Source organism: Candidatus Chlorohelix allophototropha (assembly GCF_030389965.1).
Lineage (GTDB): Bacteria > Chloroflexota > Chloroflexia > Chloroheliales > Chloroheliaceae > Chlorohelix > Chlorohelix allophototropha.
The window spans coordinates 2,735,084-2,756,880 of sequence record NZ_CP128399.1; the positions used below are offsets into that span (position 1 = coordinate 2,735,084).

At 47.5% G+C, this 21,797-nt stretch carries 18 protein-coding genes; 8 read left to right on the top strand and 10 right to left on the bottom strand.

The features are described 5' to 3' along the window. Positions 1 to 61 precede the first annotated feature (61 nt). From OZ401_RS11975 to OZ401_RS11985, 3 genes are all read right to left on the bottom strand, one after another. Entirely contained in the window at positions 62 to 1,459 is a 1,398-nt protein-coding gene (locus OZ401_RS11975; RefSeq protein WP_341468475.1) for an MFS transporter, read from the bottom strand. Between the two features lie 140 nt (positions 1,460 to 1,599). Next, positions 1,600 to 2,565, bottom strand: coding sequence for a VOC family protein (locus tag OZ401_RS11980; RefSeq protein ID WP_341468476.1), 966 nt, complete (start codon positions 2,563 to 2,565; stop codon positions 1,600 to 1,602). A gap of 48 nt (positions 2,566 to 2,613) precedes the next feature. Beyond that, a complete protein-coding gene (locus OZ401_RS11985) occupies positions 2,614 to 4,311 on the bottom strand; it encodes a beta-galactosidase (protein ID WP_341468477.1) in 1,698 nt (565 codons plus the stop codon). A gap of 279 nt (positions 4,312 to 4,590) precedes the next feature. Between OZ401_RS11985 and OZ401_RS11990 the strand changes: the two genes are divergently transcribed. The 3 genes from OZ401_RS11990 to OZ401_RS12000 are packed head-to-tail and all read left to right on the top strand — an operon-like array spanning position 4,591 to position 7,423. Further along, positions 4,591 to 5,289, top strand: coding sequence for a glycosyltransferase family 2 protein (locus OZ401_RS11990; protein WP_341469878.1), 699 nt, complete (start codon positions 4,591 to 4,593; stop codon positions 5,287 to 5,289). Between the two features lie 54 nt (positions 5,290 to 5,343). After that, a complete protein-coding gene (locus OZ401_RS11995; protein ID WP_341468478.1) occupies positions 5,344 to 6,231 on the top strand; it encodes a hypothetical protein in 888 nt (295 codons plus the stop codon). 4 nt (positions 6,232 to 6,235) lie between these two features. Next, positions 6,236 to 7,423 carry a metal-dependent hydrolase family protein gene (locus OZ401_RS12000; protein ID WP_341468479.1) on the top strand — a complete coding sequence of 396 codons (1,188 nt, stop codon included), beginning with the start codon at positions 6,236 to 6,238 and terminating at the stop codon, positions 7,421 to 7,423. A gap of 50 nt (positions 7,424 to 7,473) precedes the next feature. Here the strand turns inward: OZ401_RS12000 and OZ401_RS12005 are convergent, their stop codons facing one another. From OZ401_RS12005 to OZ401_RS12035, 7 genes are all read right to left on the bottom strand, one after another. After that, entirely contained in the window at positions 7,474 to 8,400 is a 927-nt protein-coding gene (locus OZ401_RS12005) for a DMT family transporter (protein ID WP_341468480.1), read from the bottom strand. Positions 8,401 to 8,557: 157 nt separating this feature from the next. Next, complete coding sequence (gene rsmI / locus OZ401_RS12010) at positions 8,558 to 9,400, bottom strand: 16S rRNA (cytidine(1402)-2'-O)-methyltransferase (RefSeq protein WP_341468481.1); 843 nt, start codon at positions 9,398 to 9,400, stop codon at positions 8,558 to 8,560. Further along, a complete protein-coding gene (locus OZ401_RS12015; protein ID WP_341468482.1) occupies positions 9,400 to 11,232 on the bottom strand; it encodes an ATP-binding protein in 1,833 nt (610 codons plus the stop codon). Before OZ401_RS12015 ends, rsmI begins: the two co-directional genes overlap by 1 nt. 203 nt (positions 11,233 to 11,435) lie before the next feature. Further along, entirely contained in the window at positions 11,436 to 12,443 is a 1,008-nt protein-coding gene (locus tag OZ401_RS12020) for an isocitrate/isopropylmalate dehydrogenase family protein (RefSeq protein WP_341468483.1), read from the bottom strand. A gap of 131 nt (positions 12,444 to 12,574) precedes the next feature. Further along, positions 12,575 to 13,687: a 3-phosphoserine/phosphohydroxythreonine transaminase gene (gene serC / locus OZ401_RS12025; RefSeq protein WP_341468484.1), complete on the bottom strand. Its 1,113-nt coding sequence runs from the start codon at positions 13,685 to 13,687 to the stop codon at positions 12,575 to 12,577. 201 nt (positions 13,688 to 13,888) lie between these two features. Beyond that, positions 13,889 to 14,533 carry an SMI1/KNR4 family protein gene (locus OZ401_RS12030; protein ID WP_341468485.1) on the bottom strand — a complete coding sequence of 215 codons (645 nt, stop codon included), beginning with the start codon at positions 14,531 to 14,533 and terminating at the stop codon, positions 13,889 to 13,891. 49 nt (positions 14,534 to 14,582) lie between these two features. Next, positions 14,583 to 15,407 carry an SDR family oxidoreductase gene (locus tag OZ401_RS12035; protein WP_341468486.1) on the bottom strand — a complete coding sequence of 275 codons (825 nt, stop codon included), beginning with the start codon at positions 15,405 to 15,407 and terminating at the stop codon, positions 14,583 to 14,585. Between the two features lie 108 nt (positions 15,408 to 15,515). Here OZ401_RS12035 and OZ401_RS12040 point away from each other — a divergent pair, with 108 nt between their 5' ends. The 5 genes from OZ401_RS12040 to OZ401_RS12060 all read left to right on the top strand — a co-directional run bounded on the left by OZ401_RS12040 (position 15,516) and on the right by OZ401_RS12060 (position 21,791). Further along, a complete protein-coding gene (locus OZ401_RS12040) occupies positions 15,516 to 16,988 on the top strand; it encodes a phytoene desaturase family protein (protein WP_341468487.1) in 1,473 nt (490 codons plus the stop codon). Between the two features lie 201 nt (positions 16,989 to 17,189). Further along, positions 17,190 to 18,104: a pyridoxal 5'-phosphate synthase lyase subunit PdxS gene (gene pdxS, locus OZ401_RS12045; protein WP_341468488.1), complete on the top strand. Its 915-nt coding sequence runs from the start codon at positions 17,190 to 17,192 to the stop codon at positions 18,102 to 18,104. 69 nt (positions 18,105 to 18,173) lie between these two features. Beyond that, positions 18,174 to 18,791, top strand: a complete 618-nt coding sequence (gene pdxT / locus OZ401_RS12050) for a pyridoxal 5'-phosphate synthase glutaminase subunit PdxT (RefSeq protein ID WP_341468489.1) — start codon at positions 18,174 to 18,176, stop codon at positions 18,789 to 18,791. A gap of 38 nt (positions 18,792 to 18,829) precedes the next feature. After that, complete coding sequence (locus OZ401_RS12055; RefSeq protein ID WP_341468490.1) at positions 18,830 to 20,005, top strand: hypothetical protein; 1,176 nt, start codon at positions 18,830 to 18,832, stop codon at positions 20,003 to 20,005. A gap of 16 nt (positions 20,006 to 20,021) precedes the next feature. Beyond that, positions 20,022 to 21,791, top strand: coding sequence for a R3H domain-containing nucleic acid-binding protein (locus OZ401_RS12060; protein ID WP_341468491.1), 1,770 nt, complete (start codon positions 20,022 to 20,024; stop codon positions 21,789 to 21,791). Positions 21,792 to 21,797: the final 6 nt, after the last annotated feature.

The following is a 21,797-nucleotide window of genomic DNA, read 5'->3' on the forward strand; positions in this document are numbered from 1 at the left end:
CTTCCATTCTCTCCAAAAATTACAGAGCCGCAGTAGCGGCAAGATTCCAAATTCGGTGCAATCAGCTTACTTTTGATTTTGCCGGGTCTTTTACTCCTCTTAAGAAGAAAATCCCAAGTAAAAAGAAGCAAGTGCCCATCAAAAACAGTGCAGTGTACCCTAGGTGCGGCAAATTGAATAAATGCGTGCCAATTGCATTAAAGCCATCCCGCATTCCCCCTCCCAAAAGAGCGGCAAGCGCCTGAGAACCTGCACCCGCTAGATTGGAAATACCCATAAAGCGTCCTGCCGATTCTTGCGGAATCAGGTCGGTTGCCAGTGCCCAATCTAGGCTGTTGAATGAACCGGTAGCAATCCCGATCAAACTACCGTATAGCATCACCTGAGTCATATCGGTTGCCGTTGCTAATAATACCATGCCTGTCGCACCGATGCCGCAAGCAATAATAATCAACCGCTTGCGTCCTATCTGATCGCCAAGCCAAACAGCAGGCATAATAGAAAGCAAGCTGCATGTGATTATCACCACACCTAGCAAAGTATAAGATTCGGTCAAAGTACCTTCGCGCTTACCCATAACGTCTTGAAGGTAGTAGAGTGCAAAAATAGTGAGAGTTGCCAGCGCCGTCAGCACACACAGTCGGGAAACAATAAACCTAATAAAATCAGGATAGTTACGCAACTCATGGAGCACTTTCAAAATTATCTTAAAGTTACTGGTAGATTCATGAGTCCTGCGCAAGGGTTCTTCCCGAATTGTAGTGAAGGTCGAAACCAGCGTCACAATAACAACTAGGGCTATAAGCAGCAAGGCAAGTTCAATCCTACCCAAATCAATAAATAGGGTTGCTACTGCCAATCCACTTACATTACCCAGAATTTGCGCAATTCCCATTGCGCCACTGGCTCTACCACGTCGCGAAGGCGGCACACAATCCGGAATAATACCTTGGTAAGCACCTTGCACCACATTATCAGAAAACTGCAACAAAAGGTAAAAGAGCAATAGCATCCACCAGTTACCGAAGAAAACCACCATTGCTGCCATTATAATAAGCACCAGCACTACCGAGATTCCGCCCACCAGCATATAAGGACGACGTCTGCCCCATAAGTGCTGATTTACATCGCTCAAAGCTCCGGCGGCAGGTTGCACTACTATTGCCACCACCATACCCAGAGCGGTGATAATGCCAAGCATCGTACCTTTAATATCTTCAGCTATATAACGGCTATTAAGGTTCGGTAATATAACGCCATTCACACTACCCCAGAGATAACTGATGCCTAACCACATCAGGCTAATCCAGATGTAATCAAGAAATTTGAAATTTGCGCGGGTGCTACCTTTAAAGTCTCTTTTTGTGGTTTTAGGAGGGGTGGGTTTTAGATTGGGGACTTTTTCCAGAGCAGCAGCCTGCACCTTACCATGTTCGGGGCGCTTGAACAGTTTCGACATTAAGAAGAAAAGCCTTTACTATTTCGATCAGTTCGCTTACTGACGCAATTACATTATATTGATTCTTATGACTCTAAGTAAAGCACACAAGTGGTCAATATACTGCTTTCGGAGATATCGGCTTTGTTAGATTTGATTTATCAACGCAAATAAAGCGAGTGAGGCGGTGGCTCTATAACCCTTGATATATTGCCTTCTGGATCAGTAATGGAAATCCAAATGCCGATATCAGAGTCTTCATGTGGGCCGCTGAAGGAAACGCCTCTAGCAGAGAAAATGTGCGCCAATTCCTTTAATCCGGTTGCCCGAAATCCTATCTGAAAAGGAGTATCCTTACCCCACACTCGCGCCCGATGCTCGTCAGGCTTGATACCTCCGGGTGAAAGCGCCAAGCGCGTACCCTCACTAAAAAAAACTGCGCCCATACCAGAATTTTCTGACTCCTGTTGTAGCTCAGGCTTTGAACCATTTTCCTGCCATACCTTTTCGGCGCGCTCAGTTATAGGACGAACCCCACCACCAAGGTCAACCAGAGGCAAACCCAGCAAGTCACGATAAAAGCGTAGTTGTGCCTCAAGATCGGCTACCGCTAACCATAGTACCCCTAAATGTTCAAAACCGCTTGATCCTATCGGCGCAGAGTTGCGAGTTTCAGAAACCTGCCAGATATTACGCTCAGGGTCAAAAAAAAGCAGATTTGATACCCAACCCTGATCAAACATCTGAGTGATTGGGACTTCGCGCTCATTTAAATTGGCGTAGATTGCCGCTAAGTCGTCCACCTGAAAGCCCGGTATTAACGCTACATCAGGGCTACCCCGGCGCGGTTTGGGCAAATGCGCCCATGTAACCCGCCCTTCTACAAGTTCAAGCAGCACCGGACCACAGTTAAAAATAATATGATGTCCCAGAGCAGTATTGCCTTCATCAACAAAGCGTAATCCTAGAGTACGTTCCAGAAAGGTGGCTTCGCCTAACACATCGTTAGCTTTCAAGCCCAGCCAGAAAATCCCGGTAATACGTGGTTCATGTAAGCGTGAGTAAGCTTTGGAGAGTGAAGACTGAGAAGTAGCTTTATTCTGTTTTTTTCTTCCAAAAAACCTCAACCTTGCGCTGACCTTATGAAATAAAAAACTCGAAGTTGCAAGTTTATTCTAACCGAATTCGGGAAGAGCAGGATTATAATAATCGTTGAGGTTAGGTTGATTGTTGCTTAAGAGTCGGTTTTCAAGCCGCAAACGTTCGTTACCCAGTAGCCCGAACAAGATATAATCCGGTTGACCATTTGCACCGGGATGTAGTTCCATCCGCGCCCGTTCAAAATACTGTACCTTATATACCCCGCCATCATCAGGATTCGCCTCATCATAAACGCGGGTCTTGGGCAAACCGATAATCGCCAAACCGCCTTGTTGCAACCATGCCTGAAGGAATAAACCACTCAGGTTGTGCTGTGTCTCAGGGAACCAGTAGGTATTCTGATTCTTTTCTTCTGGCATAGCGGGGCTATCCAGCGGTTGCCCGCGTTTATCCACCCAACCTCTATCTAACAAAACCTGGTTTCCTAACAAGCCGAACAGCACTTCACTGGTAGTACCCTTAAATTCAGGGTGGTATTCCATGCGCACTCGCTCGAAATATTGCACCAGATAATAATTGCCATCGGCGGAGTTGCGTTCATAGAATTGCCCGGTTTTAGGGTAACCGAACAATTCAAGACCACCTTTTTCCCACGCTCGTTTAAAGACATCGCGCACGGTGTGCTCGGTTTGTGGGAAAACCAGTACATTGGAATTGGCATCAGGCGCAGCCGGAAGAATCCGCTTATTATAAACCCGGTAGGTATCATAGTAAGGCTGCTTTGGCAAAAACTCATCGTTAGGACCTAAAGTGCGCCCATAGAGGTCGCCTTTTACCTTCAACAGCCCAAACCTTTCACCTTCCCAATCGTGCAGCATATGAACATGAAGCATGGTCAGATAGGGGCGTTGTTGCACATAAGCAAAAGCGTCGAGCAAGGCGAGGCTCTGCTCCTGCGGAGTTCCAGTCCACCCTACTTCGGTTAACCAAATCGGCTTATTGGCATCACCCATTTCTACCATCAAGTTCCGCAATGCCTCAATGCCGGTTTTATTGATGTTCATTATCTGCCCGTTTTCAGGGTCTTTCATTCCGATCAGATTGTAAGGGTGATACGCAACCGCATCCCACGGACGCATTCCGTAAACCATATCGCAATAACGATAAAGCCAATCGGTGTACTCTTTTCCGCTCAGGCTAGTAGCTGCTACATAAACGGTAGGGTCGGCACGCTTGGCAGCATCGTAAAAACCCTTGAGCCAGTAAGCATAATCGCTAATGTCACGGCTACCCATATAGGGCCATAAATCAGGCTCGTTCCAGAACTCCCAGTTGCGTACGAAGGGATAGCGTTTTATTGACGCGAAAGCTACTTGTGCTAGGTCTTGAAGCGCATTTGGGTTAGGCTTACATCTGAAATCTTCTTTGACACATTCGCTTTTGTTCAGGCTCGCCCAAGGTGGTATTGTTACAAATTCGGCTACTACCTCGAACCCTTCATCGTTCAGGCGACGCAACAGTCGATCTTCGCGCGACCAATCGTAAACCCCTTGTTGCGGTTCGATTACCTTCCATTCAAAAGGGAGTCGAACGGTAGTTACTTTAAGATCTTTATAATAAGCAATAAAACGATCTTCAAACATATCTAACCACCAAGGATGGGCAGCAATACCGAATTTCTGGGAAGCTGGCGCAGTTGGCATATTTATTACGCTAGGCTGAAAAGAGTAATCAATGTTTTCGGCGGCGTGGAGTGGTAAAGGCGAAAACATAAGAGATAAATCTAGGGCTAGAAGCAAGCCTAGAATATAACATGATATACGTCTGTTATTACGTTTTGAGGATATATATTCTTGTCTAAACATGGAATGTTATATGCTAAACTATTTTGCGACGCTTGACAACATCTTCTTAGAATGGCAAAATCAAGCTCATTATCTATTTAGGCTAAGCAAATTATATCAGCAGTTTCGTCCTATTCGGTCATAAAGTCAAGGAGGTTCCCAATAACTAAGCCAATATCCCAAGAGCAAATTTTTCTCTCCGTCATAATACCAGTTTATAACGAGAAAGATACTATCCGCGAAATAGTAAAACGGGTGGAAGCAGTTTCAATTCGTAAGGAAATCATTATAACCGATGATTGCTCCACCGATGGAACACGAAATATCCTGAAAGAAATGGAGCGCGAATACACCGCACACCTTGAATCTGACCCTAACAACCGAGTGCGCTTTTTGTACCACGACAAAAATATGGGGAAGGGCGCGGCGTTACGTACCGGTTTTAGCAATATTGCAACTGAATCTACTGTAGTTGTAGTTCAAGATGCCGACCTCGAATATGACCCCAATGATTACGAGGCGCTTTTAAAACCTATTGCTGATGGCTATGCTGATGTGGTTTATGGTTCGCGCTTTAAGGGACCTGGTAGAGCCTTTATGTTCTGGCACATGGTTGCCAATAAATTACTCACCCTGCTTACCAATATCTTGTACAATACAATCCTGACCGATATGGAAACCTGCTACAAGATGTTTCGCTCTGATGTAATTCGGGGAGTCAACTTAAGGGCAAACCGCTTTGATTTTGAGCCGGAAATTACCGCCAAGATTCTAAAACAAAAACTTAAAGTATATGAAGTGCCTATTCATTATTACGGGCGCGATTACGCTGAAGGTAAAAAAATCGGCTTGAAGGACGCTTTTGAAGCAGTTTTTGCTCTGATTAAATACCGCTTCAAAGATTAGGAAAATACGGGCGAAGTCTCGCTTCACAACTTTTTGTAGTTAATGGTTTAGAAAATGAGTAATTCGCCTGTCCGAACCTTTTACGTCAGAAAAGTCCAGAGCATCGAAGAATTTCGCGCCTGCCAGCAAGTGCATCGCCGGACATGGGGACTCAACCCAGAAGATACCGTATTACATCTGCCGTTGCTGGTTGGTTTGCAAAAAAATGGTGGGCTGGTATTAGGCGCATTTGCTAATTCTGCGAGCAATGAAGAATTGGTGGGCTTTGCAGTAAGCTTTATCGGTCAGGACAGCGAATCACATCGCTTTTATCACTATTCCCAGATAACCGGAATCCTGCCTGAATGGCAAAGTCAGGGTGTAGGGTTTGCCCTGAAAACCGTGCAGAGAGAAGAAGTGCTGGCGTTAGGTTTTGATTTAATACGCTGGTCGTTCGATCCCCTCGAATCGCGCAACGCTTATTTTAACCTAACTCGTCTGGGCGGGCTAAGCCGTCAGTATATACCCGAAATGTACGGTAAGGGCTGGGGCGGGTTATACGGTCAACTCGATACCGACCGCATGATAATTGACTGGGAATTAAGTACACCAAGGGTGATAGATAGGCTGGAATCAGTACGCAAGGGTGATACTTTACCCGGTATTCCAGAAGATGCAGCCAACCTACTTGAGGTAGAGTGGGCTGAAAATAGGTATCCCATAATAAGCGGTGATAATACCTCCTCCACCGCAACTCATCTTAAAATGGAAATCCCTTATAACTTCCGGGAATTAGAAATAGCTTATCCGGAAGAAGCGAGGCGGTGGCGCGCTCAAACCAGAGCTTTATTCCTAAATTATCTGGCGGTTGGTTATCATGTAAATGGGTTTGCCAGCGTCAGAGACGAAAGAGGGCTACGCGCCTTTTATTTGCTCACCGATAATAACCAGCAGTGGAGTTAAATATATGAAGTTACTCAACGCTCGTCTGATTGACGGAAAAGGAGAGCTTTTCGAACGAGTCGATATAGAGTTAGAAGGCTCTCATTTTGACCGGATAAGCCCATCCACAGAACATGCTTCCTCAGATTCAGCCAACCATCAAATGTCCAATATCATAGATCTGGAAGGTAAAACTGTAATTCCCGGTCTTTTCAATTGTCACATTCATCTCGCGATTAACCCCTTCGTGCGACTTGAAGATGATTCGCGTGAACCAGTTTCGTATCGGGTTCTTTGCGCGGTCAAACGCGCCGAAGCTATGCTCAAAGCCGGTATCACCACTGCACGTGACCTTGGTGGGCAGGATTATAGCGAGATGGCAGTTAAGCGTGTTATCAACGAAAACCTTTTTCCCGGTCCGCGTCTGTTGGTAAGCGGCAAGGTACTTACTATGACCGGAGGGCACGGTTACTGGATTGGAATTGAGGTGGACGGTAATGACGAAGTGCGTAAAGCCGCCCGCCTGAATCTTAAAATGGGGGCTGATTGTATCAAAATGATGGCTACCGGTGGGGTAATGACTCCGGGGGTTGACCCTAACAACGAGAGTTTGCTTGAAGAAGAATTACGCGCCGGATTCGAGGAAGCCCACAAAGCCGGGAAAATAACCGCCAGCCATGCGCAAGGCACAAGCGGAATCAAAAATGCCATTCGTGCCGGAGTACGCACTATCGAGCATGGGGTTTACCTTGACGATGAAGCGGTTCAAATGATGGTAGAGCGCGGCACTTTCTTTGTCCCAACCCTAGCAGCGCCCATGCAAATTTTGGAAGCAGGCGAGGAAAAGGGTGTTCCTAAATACATGGTGGACAAAAGCATGATGGTTTTCGAGTTCCACCAGCGCAGTGTGCAAATGGCGTACAAAGCGGGGGTTAAAATCGCTTGTGGTAATGATGGCGGCACGCCCTTCAACCCGCAAGAAGATATTTATACCGAGATGCGCTTGCTCGGTGAAGCCGGAATGAGCAATATGGAAGTTATTAGTGCCGCTACTTCGGTTTCGGCAACCGCTATGAAACTGGATAAAGTAGTGGGTACGGTTGAAGCCGGTAAATTTGCCGATTTCGTGGTATTGAATGGTGACCCATTAATCAATTTGTCCACCATCAAAACTCCGCATATGGTCTGGAAAGAAGGGCAACGCTTTCTCTAAAGCGGGATATAAAAAAGGGACGGCGCAAAACCGTCCCTTCTCATGTCTATTTACTTGCTTTTGATACTCTCCCCGATTCCGCTTACTACCATCCCGGCGAAAATGAGCAAGCAGCCCATCATAGCAGGAAAGCTCAAGGTTTCGCCTGCTATTACTACTCCGAACAGCCCTGCCCATGCCGGTTCAAGCGCGTAAATCAAGGTAGCGCGGGTGCTGCTGATAAATTGCTGCGCCCTATTCATTACCGATAAAGCAAAGGCGGTAGCGATAAGCCCCATAAAAAGCGCAGAACCCCACGCTGGAGCGGGAGCAATTACTAAAGGCTCTCCGGAAATGAACACCGAAGCTAAACTTAACAGCGCAGTAACACCGATTTGCACGGTTGTCAGATTTATCGCATCGGCTTTAGGCGCAAACTTGCTGACAGTTACAATATGTAAGGCACATGCCACAGCACAACCCAACACCAGCAACTCACCTATGCCAAAGTCAAGGTTAAAGTTGTCATTTATAGACAGCAAGCCCATACCGAGCGTTGAAAAGAAGACTCCAAGCCAGATTAAGGGAGCAGGAAAGTGGCGTAGCAAAAATATTGCCATTATTGGAACCAGTGGCACATACAAGCCCGTGATAAAACCCGCTTTGCTGGTAGTAGTAAATTGCAAGCCTACGGTTTGTAGAGCAAAAGCGGCAAATACAAACACACCGATGATACTGCCTGTAACCAGTTCCCGGCGAGTTATCCGAACAAGGCGTTTGCGGAAAATTATCGCCAGCGCCAACGTCGCGATGGTAAAACGCATCGACAAGAAGCTGAAAGGCTCGACCAACTTGATGCTATTTTGAACCAGTAAAAAAGTGCTGCCCCAAATTACAGTCAGAAAAACCAGCAGCGCATCCCAGCGGATTTTGCGCCAGAATCCCGCCAAGCCAGAAGTAGTTCCGATCCTGTTATCAAGCTCCAGTTCGATGGTCATAAGAGTATCCTATAAAATATAAGCAGTTTGTGTGTTGTCTAAGCCCAAAAATGATACTATTAAAAGTGTTTTTTAGGAATAGGCTACTATGCCGATTTTGGTATGCGGCTTTTACTGAGGGCTGTTAGGTAGTTCAGTTTGAAATAAGGGGAAAGGCTCAGAGCTTGAGCCACAAATCATATACCTTGCGATGCGGTAAGCCCAGTTCTTGCGAAATATGCTCAACCGCTGCTCTTGCCCGAAGTCCGGTTGTTTTTAACGACCGTAACTTTTCCAGAATCTCTTCCTCACTTAGAGCTTGTACAGGGGTAGGCATGATTTCCGGCTCGGCGAAAACCAGCGTAAATTCTCCGCGCGGGGCTATTTCTTGAAAATGCGCAATAGTAGAGGAGAGCTTTTCACGGCGCACTTCCTGATGCAGTTTGGTCAATTCACGACAAGCTGCCACCGAACATTCTCCCCAAACTTCAAACGCAGTTTCCAAAAGAGCAAGCAAGCGATGCGGCGCTTCAAAACAAATCAGGGGGCGTTGCTGTAATTCCGGTTTGAAATGTGCCAGCCAATCACGCAACTCTCTTTTCTGACGTGGTGGAAACCCGGCATAGGTAAAATCGCGGGGTGAAAACCCACTCAGAACCAGCGCCACCAACGGGGCAGCCGCACCGGGCGCAGCATCAACAGGTATATTTCGTTCCAAACAGGCGCACACCAATTCCCAACCGGGGTCACTCAGACAGGGAGTACCAGCGTCCGAAACCAATGCTACGTCTTTACCCTCGTTTAGCTTTTCGAGAACGCTATCCAGCCGAGTCAGTTTATTATGTTCATGATAAGCAATAGTGGGAGTAGGAATCTGGAAATGGTTGAGCAAGTGGCGAGTATGGCGGGTATCTTCCGCCGCAATCAAAGTCACTTCACGCAGGAGACGTAAGGCACGTAGGGTAATATCTTCAAGATTCCCAATCGGAGTGCTGACAACGTAAAGTGTACCGAGAGGCATTAGGAATTTTTCTCTGAAAGTTTTTTCTGCGCTTCAATACGCCCATTTATGAACCGTGTCGCTATTCTGACAGTTTCATCAGGGTTTGTGCCCTGAAAGTCCACGCCGAGTTGCGCCGCTAAATCAGGCAGATCGGTGAACAAACGACCACCCACCCCGATTAGCATGTCAGGGTAAGCCTCTCGCACTTCCTGTACCACGCGCTTTATTTCGACAAGATGCTGTCGAAGCGAAATACTAAGTAATAGCAAATCAGGTTTGCTTTGCTCAATAGTAGTGATAAAAGCAGACACAGGCACATTTGCGCCTAGATTGGTAGTTTGCCACCCAGCCCGCGTAAAAGCGTTTGCCACCATTGTCAGCCCCACCATATGCTCTTCTCCAGACACCGTTCCGACCATAACCCTTAGTCCGCTAGAGGGAACGGCGGTGGTTTTAGCGCGTGCCAGAAAGTCGCGGATAACACCAACCGCGAGATGCTCATCACCAATTCCAATTTTTCCCTGATGCCATAGTTCACCCACTTCGTAGAGGGTATCACGTAGCACATCATCCAATTGGTTTGAGGGTAGGGTACGTTGCAGGTAATCCAGATAAAGCTCGGCTTCAGTTGTATCTTTACCCTGAACTAGCAAGGACTTGAGCAATATATCCTTGAAAATTTTGATTTCGCGGTTGGGGAAGATGTGAACCGGGACAGTGAAGAAGAAGGTAGTACCTAACCCTAGTTTGCTCTCCGCCCAAATGCGACCGCCCATCAATTCGACCAGATTGCGGGTAATGGCAAGACCTAGCCCAATGCCTTTTACCTCACGGGTTGAACCATTACGAACCCGATAGTATTTCTCAAAAATATGGGTCTGATCACCTTCAGGAATACCTACGCCCTGATCACTGATACTGATTTGAATAAGTTCAGAATTGGTAGGGCTGACATTAACCCGAATGGTAATGTTGCCGCCTTTAGAGGAATATTTGATGGCGTTGCCAATAATGTTGTTCAATATTTGAATTAACTTATCGCGGTCGGTGCGGGCAGCCGGAAGATTCGATTCAATTTCAATTTTGAAGTTGTGGCGGCTGCTACCGACTCGCAAAATCTCAACTACCTGACGGATGACCATTTCAAGATCAACCCGTTCGAGTCGCAAATCAATACGCCCACTTTCGATATGAGCAAGACTAAGCATATCCTCAATCAAACCGGATAGACGTACACTTTCGCGATTTATCATTTCCAGCCACATGCGTTGGCGTTCGGGAGGAGCATCTTGAGTGAGTAACAATTCGCTGAAACCTTGAATTGCGCTGAGAGGTGTGCGCAACTCGTGCGATACCACTGCCATAAACTCGTTTTTAATCTGATCTGCCGGGGGTTCGTAGCGACCGTCTTGCAGCATCAAACCGCGCCCAAGCCAAGCCCCATCTTTATCGCGAACTGAAAACAGAACGAACCGAGCATGGGCATCTGCCATCGGTTCAGCCCCAACCGGAGTCGGCACCACTAATGAGACATCAAGAATAACTGGTTGTTCCGGGCGGGTGTTGAGTAACAGGTTATAAAGCTGTTTTGGTTCGCGCGCACGCAATAATATTTTTTCAAGCGCATTCTGGAAAGGCTGCCCGATTAATTGGCTGGCAGGATAACCCAGCATATCGCATGCCTTCAGATTGGTGAAAAGCACTTCATCAACCCGGTCTGCTACTAATAAGCCATCCGGAAACGACAACGCCATCGCCAATACTGCTTCAACACGTAGAGACTGCTCCGTCTTTTTATCAGACTCGTGCATGCCAATTTGCTCTCTTTCGTGAAGTTTTTTATCTATCATAAATCTAACCTTAGTATAACTGTTTTTTAAATATCTTAAAATAGAAAGGCACTCAGAAATTCATCAAATTGCTACAATAATTTTATTATTATAATAAAAAGGGCGTGTATTGGCAAAAACACACCCTGAAACTTATACAATTCTTTTTTATCTAGGTCTAATGGTATTCAGACAGCATTTACCGATAAGTAAAGCGCTGATTTTCAGAGATTGGAAATAATCTGCTCTTTAACACGGGCAGTATTGGCAGTACCTCCCAGATCAGGGGTTAACACTCCCTGTCGAATGGTTGCCGCCACGGCAGATTGCAAGCGTTGGGCAGCAGCATTTTCACCGATATGTTGCAGCATCATCACTGTTGCCAGCAATGTGGCAAACGGATTGGCTACGCCCTTACCCGCAATGTCGGGGGCGCTGCCGTGAACCGGTTCAAAGATTGCTCCGTGTTCACCGATGTTACCGCTGGCAGCTACGCCCAGACCGCCTACCAGTTCAGCCGCTTCATCCGATAGAATATCGCCGAACAGGTTAGTGGTAACAATAACTTCAAAGTTCTGCGGGTCTTTTATCAGGCGCATCGCCATTGTATCCACCAGCAGTTCCTGAACCTCAATCCCGTATTGTTCATCGTATTCTTTAGCTACGGCTAAGGCGGTTCGGCGGAAAAGACCATCGGTTAGCCGCAAAATGTTTGCTTTATGCACTACTGTCACTTTGCGTTTACCGGTGTGACGTGCCAGTTCGTAAGCGTAACGAACGATACGCTCACTACCTTTTTTAGTGATAAGACGTTTGGCGACGGCGTAATCTCCGAAATCTTCTTCCTGACCGATATATAAACCTTCGGTGTTTTCACGCACCACATAAAAATCCAACCCCTCTCGGTAATGCCCACCCGTCAAACCAAGTGAATGAACGGGGCGTAAGTTGGCATAAAGGTCGAGTTCACGGCGGAGAGTTACCACCGCACTGCGATAGTTCGGGATGTCGGGAGGAGTAGTAACTGCGCCGAAAATGGTAGCATCGGCAGCGCGGGCAGCGTCAATAGTCGTTTGTGGAATAGGGTCGCCCACCTCTTGAAAACAGGCGTAACCTGCCTTTGCCTCGCTAAAATTGAGGTCTAGCCCCATGTGTTGCAAAATAGCCACGGCGACATCGACTACTTCTGGTCCGATTCCATCGCCCTTGAGTATCAAAATGTTATGACTCATTGGTGGTTAACATGCTCCAAATTTAATTGATGGCTTTCTATACCGCCTCCAGCGCAAACTACCCAACTGGAGTTCCTCGCGAAAAGGACTCACCCGGCGGCTGTGTTATGATACCGCCGGATTAGTTAGCTTTAGCCGTTTTTAGCCTGAAAATCTTTCATAAAGGCTACCAGCGCTTCAACCCCTTCTTTAGGGAAAGCGTTATAAATCGAGGCGCGCAAGCCTCCCACCGAACGATGCCCTTTCAAGCCGTCCAGCCCGATAGCGGTAGATTCTTTAACAAATTTCTTCTCAAGCTCTTCGCTGGGTAATCGGAAAGTGACATTCATTAACGAGCGGCTAGTCAGTTGTGAGTGACCTCGATAGAACCCGCCGCTGGCATCAATCGCTGCGTATAATAAAGCCGCTTTTTCCTGATTGCGTCGCTCGATTTCGGGCAAGCCACCGATGCTCAATAGCCATTTCACCACCAAACCGTTCACATAAATTGCAAAAGCGGAAGGGGTATTAAACAGCGATTCTTTTTCTGCCATCAAGCGATAATCCAGCATTGAGGGCAGATTCTTTGGTACTCGCGCTAACAGGTCTTCGCGCACAATCACAAGGGTTGTCCCCGCGATACCGGCATTTTTCTGCGCACCACCGTAAAGCATTGCATATTTGGTGATATCAAGCGGGCGACTCAAAATATCCGAGGAAGCATCACACAGCAACGAAACGTCGCCTACTTCTGGTTCTACAAGGGATTGTGTTCCGTAGATAGTATTATTTGAAGTGAAATGTGCATAAGCATCTTGTGGGTCAATCTGAATTTCGTTCTGGGTAGGTACACGGGTAAAATTCTCGGATTCGGTGCTGGCAGCAACCCGCGCTTTGCCGAGTTTTAGCGCCTCTTTGTAAGCGGTTTGCGCCCAAACGCCGCTAATAATATAGGAGGCTTCTGCTCCGGCAGGCAAAAAATTCATAGGAATCATAGAAAATTGCAAGCTTGCGCCACCTTGCAAATACAACACCTTATAGTTAGCGGGGATATTCAGTAAGGTGCGCAAATCTGCTTCGGCAGTATGGATGATTCCCTCAAAAGGTGCGCTGCGATGGCTCATTTCCATTACAGACATACCTGCTCCGGGGTAGGAAAGCAGATCACGCTGAACTTGCTCCAACACTTCCAACGGCAATACCGCAGGACCTGCAGAAAAGTTATAGATGCGCTCAACCTTAGTTTCTTTTACGGTCTGTGTCATTTTTTTGACCTCATTTAGTAAAATAATAGCAAATTCCGGCTTTGCGACATTATAACACAGCGTTGGGTGTGGAATTTCTGGTAAGATTAGCGTTTTGTGATAATTTTCGCATAGTTTTTAAACTGCAAGTTTTGCAGCTACGATACCGCTAATATTATTCAGATTGTGCAGTGATTTTGTTTTATTTGAAAAATACAGGGGTTAGTTACCTTCGAGAAATTTTATTTGAATGGGGCTACCGTTAGGCAAGTCGCGGATTTGTCGTGCCAAATTAGCGCGTGATTTCATTCCTGCCACCATATTCTCGCTGTAAAAATTCGTAAGCTCGTACTTACCCCCCGCCACGAATGGAACTAGAGGTAAGATACGGTGGTCTGCCAGCAAACGTCCTTTTCTATTCTGCCATTCGTGTGCAAAGATATACCCGGTTTCATATTCGTAGTCACTGAGTAGCAAGCCCGCCCACTCTTCCAAGCTGGAAGATATTTGTACACTATCGCCCGTTTCGGGATTAAAACGCCAGACGTAGCCATCTTTTAAACCAAATTGCTCGCCGAAAGCATCCTGCGCGAAAAAAAGAAAGCCCTCTGCCATATCACTGTACTCACTTCGCCAGAGTGTTTCACTATTCCAACGTTGCAAGTTATAAGTGTGAAGGGTATTGCCCACCGGGAAAACATGTAGCGCACTTTCAAAGGCAAAAAAGCCGTTCTTTTGCAGACACAACCCGGCAAACTCGGCACTTAAAGTTCCGGCTTGCTGAGCAATATCTTCGGGGAAATCGATTAGATACGCGCCGAGCGGATCGCTTCCAAATTCGAGCAATTTTTGAAGATTATTTCCCATGTTGCGCCTCAGTTAATAATTTTGAACTGCCCATGAGAGCTAGTAAGCCTCACTCATAGCTCTCCCATGCCGTATGCTCAGGGATTACGTAACCTTGTAAGCGATAGAGCGAACCCGCGCCATCCACTTTTAAAGTCTCGCCGGAGATAAAGGCGGCGGCAGGCGAAAGCAAAAAGGTGACAGCGGCAGCAACTTCGCGCTCAGTACCCATTCGCCGCGCCGGAATATCGCGGGGCAGTTGCTGGATCAGCGTTTGCACCTCCGGGGGGTATTTCGACATGCCGCTGGAATTGATCAAGCCGGGCGCAACCGCATTGACGCGAATTGCATAGTGTGCCCATTCCAGCGCCAGCGTTTGCGTCAGGTTCACCACACCCGCCCGCGCCGCCCCAGTGTGCGCCATATTGGGAAAGCCACGCCACATATCTGCCACAATATTGACGATTGCGCCACCGTGTTCTTTCATCCAAACGTGGTGTGCTGCCTTACACATAAAGAAAGTTCCGGTCAGGTTGGTTTCAATAACGGCGTTCCAACCTTTAACATTAATCGCTTCGGCAGGAGAAAGAAATTGCCCGCCTGCATTGTTCACCAGCGCATCCAAACGCCCGCACTTTTGCAGAGTCTGCGCGAACAATTGCTTAACCCGTTCTTCGTCACGAATATTGCATACAGCAGAGTGAGCTTTACCGCCATCCGCTTCAATTTCCGCTTTTACTGTATCCAATTTTTCTAAAGTGCGCCCGCAAATTATCACTGTCGCGCCTAATACTGCCAGTTCACGAGCAATCGAGCGTCCAATACCGCTACCACCGCCCGATACCAGTATTACCTGACCTTCGAAAAGCCCCTCGCGAAAAATTGAACGTAGCATCCCTTGCGCTATCTCCTCTTAGAAATACAGTTACCTTTGCAGTATAAGCTAATTCGACTTATTATATCCCCGTAATGGTCTAAGTGACACCACAGAACGGAGTAAACATTGGCACAAGTAGCGATAGCCGGAGCAGGAATGGGTGGTTTGGCAACCGCAATCAGATTGGCAGCAGCCGGGCACAAAGTTCAAATCTTTGAAAAAAACGAGCAAGTAGGCGGCAAGCTCAACTTGCTAGAAAAAGGCGGCTATCGCTGGGACACGGGTCCCTCACTGATCACCATGCCATTTGTATATGAAGACCTGTTCAGAGTAGCCGGACGTGATTTCAAAGACTATGTAGAACTTGTCCCGGTAGAACCTATCACGCGCTATTTCTACCCCGATGGAGCAATTTTTGATGCCAGCGATAGCCTCGCCACCATGACAGCCGCTATCGAAAAACTCAGCCCGCCGGATGTAGCGAACTATTATAAGTATATGGCTTACAGTCGCCGCCTATACGACCTAACCGCCGAGGTGTTCTTATTCAACGGCTTTAATAACTTGCGCGACCTGCGCCAGATGAGCCTGCCAAATACTTTCAAGATTGACCCCTTCCGCACGGTGCATCAAGCCAACACCGCTTTTTTCAAGGATAAGCGGTTGGTACAGCTTTTCGATCGCTACGCCACTTACAACGGTTCTTCACCCTATCGCGCGCCAGCCACCCTGAACGTAATACCCTTCGTGGAATTGGGGTTGGGTGGTTGGTATGTGCGGGGTGGCTTGTACAAGTTGGCACAGGCATATTTGAAACTAGCGCAGGAGTTAGGGGTAGAAGTGCGTACCGGGGCAAAGGTAGAGCATATCCTGACCTGTAAAGGCAAAGTGTCAGGGCTGCGCTTGGAAAGAGGCGAGGAAATAGCAGCAGAAGTGGTTATCTCCAATACGGATGTGAGCTACACTAACCGTCACTTGCTAGGGCAAAAACGCGAAGGCTGGCGCAAATACACCGGGATAGAGCCAAGTTGCAGCGGTTTTGTGTTATTTCTAGGATTAAAGCGGCAATATAAGCAATTGCGCCATCACAATATTTTGTTCAGCCGCGACTACCAGAATGAGTTCGCCGATATTTTCGAGCGCAAAGTACCCCCGCAAGACCCTACCATTTACATCTGCTGGACAGGGCACACCGACCCAGCACATGCCCCACCGGGTAGCAGCAACCTGTTCGTGCTGGTCAATGCTCCCTATTTATCGGAAAATTTTGAGTGGACTCCAACCGCTTCAAAAACTTATCGCGACTTGCTCATCCGCCGGATGCAAGAAGGTGGTTTAGAAGGGCTTGAAACAGCGATCGAGGTTGAGCAACTAATAACCCCGCACGACTTAGAACAGCACTATAACGCTACACATGGCGCAATTTACGGACTAAGCAGCAACAACCGTTTCAGTGCCTTCCTCCGCCCACCTAACCGCTCTTCAAAGCTAAAAGGGTTGTATTACGCCGGAGGCAGCACCCATCCCGGCGGCGGGGTGCCGTTGGTAACGTTATCAGCCAAAATTGTGGCAAAATTGGTTGAACAAGACTTGCGCTAAAGGGTGCCGAACGTATAAGTGTTGTCTTTTATGTCTAAAAATTGTAAAATGTGGAAGATAAAAACGCTAAAAGGGGATTTTTAGGTATTCCAGCTTATACATGCAACTTTGCTTGTCTGTTATAATAGCCCGGCAACATAAAGTTCAGTAAACGGGTAACCTATCTCAAGAATCTAAAGTGATGGAGGAAGTACACTTAAAATGGCAACAACCGTATCGGTTAACGGCGCAAACGTACAAAAATCCACCTGGGCTACCAAAGTTGGTCTAGCTCAAATGCTTAAAGGTGGCGTAATTATGGACGTGGTAACGCCGGATCAAGCTAAAATCGCCGAGGAAGCCGGCGCAGTAGCGGTAATGGCACTGGAGCGCGTTCCTGCCGACATCCGCAAACAGGGCGGCGTTGCCCGAATGAGCGACCCTGACCTGATTAGCAAAATCAAAGAATCGGTCACCATTCCGGTAATGGCGAAAGCACGCATCGGACATTTCGTAGAAGCGCAGATTCTGGAAGCGCTTGGCATCGACTATATTGATGAAAGCGAAGTGCTGACTCCCGCCGATGAAGAGTATCACATCAATAAACACGATTTCAAAATCCCTTATGTATGCGGTTGTCGCAATCTGGGTGAAGCGCTTCGTCGCATTGGAGAAGGCGCAGCCATGATTCGCACCAAAGGGGAAGCCGGAACCGGAAACGTGGTAGAAGCAGTGCGCCATATGCGCGCGGTAACCAGCGAAATTCGCCGAATCAAGTCAATGGGTAGTGACGAGTTAATGGTAGTGGCAAAGAACTTGCAAGCGCCCTATGAACTGATTGTGCAAATCCACGAAACAGGCAAGCTCCCCGTAGTCAACTTTGCAGCCGGTGGCATAGCTACCCCTGCCGATGCTGCCCTTATGATGCAATTGGGCGCAGAGGGTGTGTTCGTAGGTAGTGGCATCTTCAAAAGCGGCGATCCGGCGAAAAGGGCGCGGGCTATTGTGCAGGCTACTACCCATTACAACAACCCTAAGATTATTGCGGAAGTATCGCGAGACCTTGGCGAGGCGATGGTCGGCATTGAGATTTCGCAAATCCCGCGTGATCAGGTATTGGCGGAACGCGGCTGGTAAAATTAAAAGAAGCGGAATTACAGCAATGCCCACTGTAATTCCATTCCAATTTCAGGTACTATTAGTCTGGTGAAAAAAAACTTAAAAATAGGGGTTCTTGCCCTGCAAGGCGCATTTATAGAGCATGTTAAAATGTTGCAGGGCATAGGCGTCGAGGTTAGAGAAATTCGCCTACCCGAAGACCTAGTAGAAGTTGACGGCTTGATAATTCCGGGTGGTGAAAGCACCGCTATAGGCAAGCTTATGACCCGTTGGAATCTGATTGAGCCGATAAAAGAAATGGTGTCACAAGGCAAACCCGTATGGGGAACTTGCGCCGGAATGATTTTACTGGCAAAGGATATAGGCGGGCTTGACCAGCCTTTACTAGGTTTAATGGATATTAAGGTAAAGAGAAACGCTTTCGGTTCTCAGCTTGATAGCTTTGAAACTGATCTGGAGATAAAAGGGTTAGGAAAACCCCAATTTCATGCGGTTTTTATCCGTGCCCCCTTTATCGAAACTGTAGATGAGAGTAAAGGCGTAGAAATACTCGCCACGCTACCCGACAATAGGGCAGCAGGGCTTGATGAGAGTAACACAGCGATTGTGGTAGCGCGCCAGGGAAACTTGTTGGCAACTGCCTTCCATCCCGAACTAACCAACGACCCGCGATTCCACCAGCTTTTCCTCAGCATGGTGGAATAGCCCTATCACAGGTTTACTCACCAAGGCGGTGAACCGGTTTGATTAGAAACCTGCACTTTAGCGATTTTCTAAAGCTTGGACAGATGCATCAAGCAGAGGTAGGACTTAACCTGCCTAATGCTATTATGTCGCCGCCTTCGCCACTTACCGCGGCATTGCTTCAGCAATTACCGGTGCAACACCAGAGTTCTTCGGTTTACATCTACGAGGAGAGTAGCAAGCCGGCTGCTTTTCTGCAAGCCCGCACACGCCACCGCCGCGAAGAATGGGAAGTCATCTCGCTCGGTACTATCGGAGCAGTATTCTCCAGCCTTGAATCTCCACAAATTGAGGATGAAGAAATCGGTATCGAAACTGCCGAGTCAATTATCGAAGAAGCGGCTGAAGAAAAACAAGAACAACCCTTGGACTTGAATAACGCTTGGTTGCAACTAATTGAGCATACGATTAGTGAAGCGGGCGAAAAGGGAGTACAGCGTATATACGCGCGGCTCAGCACTGAATCAGCGGAACTGGGCTTATTCACCAGTAGCGGCTTTCACGCCTACACCCATGAATCGCTATACATGGTAGATCACCGCACCAAAGCGAGAAAACCCGCCGATTTACAGTTGAACCAGCAACGCAAACGCGATTTGTGGAACATTCAGCGATTATATGACGCGGTAACACCCAATCCCGTTATGCATGCCGAGCAACTCCGCAGCGATAGTTGGGACATTAGCCGCAACTACTTCCCCGGAGCGGAACGCGAAACCGGCTGGGTTTTGAGTGAAGAACAAAGCGAACGAGCAGGCGCTTATATTCGCATTACCAGTTACCGCAACAAGCATTTGTTGCGGATAATGAACGTAGATTTACCACGCGAACGCCTGCCCGAATTATTTCTTTATGCCCTTGCTTGCATCAAGGCAAGTGAGGATACTCAGGTATTCTGCGCGGTTCGAGATTACGAAACCGAACAGGAAACTGTGCTGGAAGAACTGGGATTTAAATATTTTGCAAGGCAAGCAGTGCTGGTAAAACACACCGCTCACTTAATCAAGGTAAACGAGAAAGCGGTAGCACATGCCCGCGACCGCAGAATCGAATTGCCGCAGACTACTGTGAGCGTATCCAAACAGTCGCCAGATTTGCAAAATAATATTGGTTCCACACAAGTCCCGAAAAAGCCAAGTCGGGCAAATAAGAGACACGGCAAATCTACTATTTGAGGTAACCCTGTAATATATGATAGAAAAAACTTATATTGTCGAAAAGGAAGCTTTACCCCATGAGAAAGCTATCACCGATGATCTTGAACTACTCTTAGTGGCGTTGCCCCCTCACATCCGGCGTCCCCTCGAAGAACAAAAACAACGCAGAGATGACTTGCTTGAAGTGATTATGGATTTGGGGCGCAAGCCCGAAGCCCGTTATACCAACGAAGAGCATTTTCTAAGCGAGCATGAAGTCAGCGAAGAGGATCTCCATTACGTTGTTTCCCACATCGGTAATTTTGGAAACGATAACCGGGCGGGAATCGAGCGTACTCTGCACCGCATTTCATGTATCCGTAATCGAGGCGGAAAAGTGGTGGGGCTTACTATCCGTATCGGTAGGGCGGTTTACGGCACTATTAAAATTGTGCAGGATTTTATAGAGTCGGGACAAAGCATCTTGCTGGTAGGTAAACCCGGTGTCGGTAAAACTACCTTGTTACGCGAAACTGCGCGTGTGCTGGCAGACGAAGCCCGTAAGCGAGTGGTTATTGTCGATACCAGCAATGAAATTGGTGGTGATGGAGATATTCCGCATCCTGCTATTGGGCGATCACGCCGTATGCAGGTCGCACGTCCTGATTTGCAACATAGCGTAATGATCGAAGCGGTAGAAAACCACATGCCGGAAGTAATCGTTATTGATGAAATCGGCACCGAACTGGAAGCGCAAGCAGCGCGTACTATTGCAGAACGCGGCGTGCAATTAATCGGCACTGCACATGGTGTATCACTTGAAAACCTAATGCTCAACCCTACGCTCTCCGATTTGATCGGTGGCATCCAGAGTGTAACTTTGGGCGATGAGGAAGCACGACGGCGCGGTACTCAAAAATCCGTGCTGGAACGTAAAGCCCCGCCCACTTTCGATGTGATGGTTGAAATCCGCGATAGGTATAAAGTAGCAGTTCATCTTAATGTTGCCGATACAGTGGACGCAATTCTGCGTGGTCAGCAATATACCACCCAAGTTCGATACCGCAACGAAAAAGGCGAAATCGAAATATACGAGGAAGAATCCGAAAGCGAAACGAACCAACCGGAGCGCAACACCACACTCGATTTCGGAATGACCAATATTTTCGGTTATGGCAGTAATTTGAAACATGGCGCACCAGAGCGGAGTAGCAAACCCCACCGGATGCCCACGCAAAGGGGGGAACCAACCCTGATGCAAATCAATGTGCCGTCTGTAAATTCACGCAACGGAAAACCCGAAATCGTGCCGGTTGGTAACGCCAAGCCGCTGCGTATTTTCCCTCATGGCATCAACAAAAATCGACTGGAACAGGCAATTAAAGATATGGGTATTCCAGCCGACCTAGTGCGGGAGGTGGAAGATGCAGACATGGTAGTTACCCTGAAAAATAATTACCGTCAAAAACCGCTTTCAATCAGGCAAGCAGAAAGCAGTGGCGTGCCTATCCATATTTTGAAAAGTAATACGCTGCCCCATATTAAAAACCATCTTGCGGAAATATTCGGGCTTAGCCATTCAGATGAGGATGATCCGCGCCACAAAACGGACAATAGCCCGGTAATGCTTGACCCTGTGAAACGTGCTATGCTTGAAACAGAAGAAGCAATTTCGCATGTTATGGAACAGGGTACGCCTATTGAACTACCGCCACAAAACGCTTTTATTCGTCGCTTGCAACACCAAATGGCAGAGCGTTACAATTTGCTTTCAACCAGCAAAGGACGTGAGCCACTCCGTCGGGTACGGATTTACCCGCAGTAAGGGATA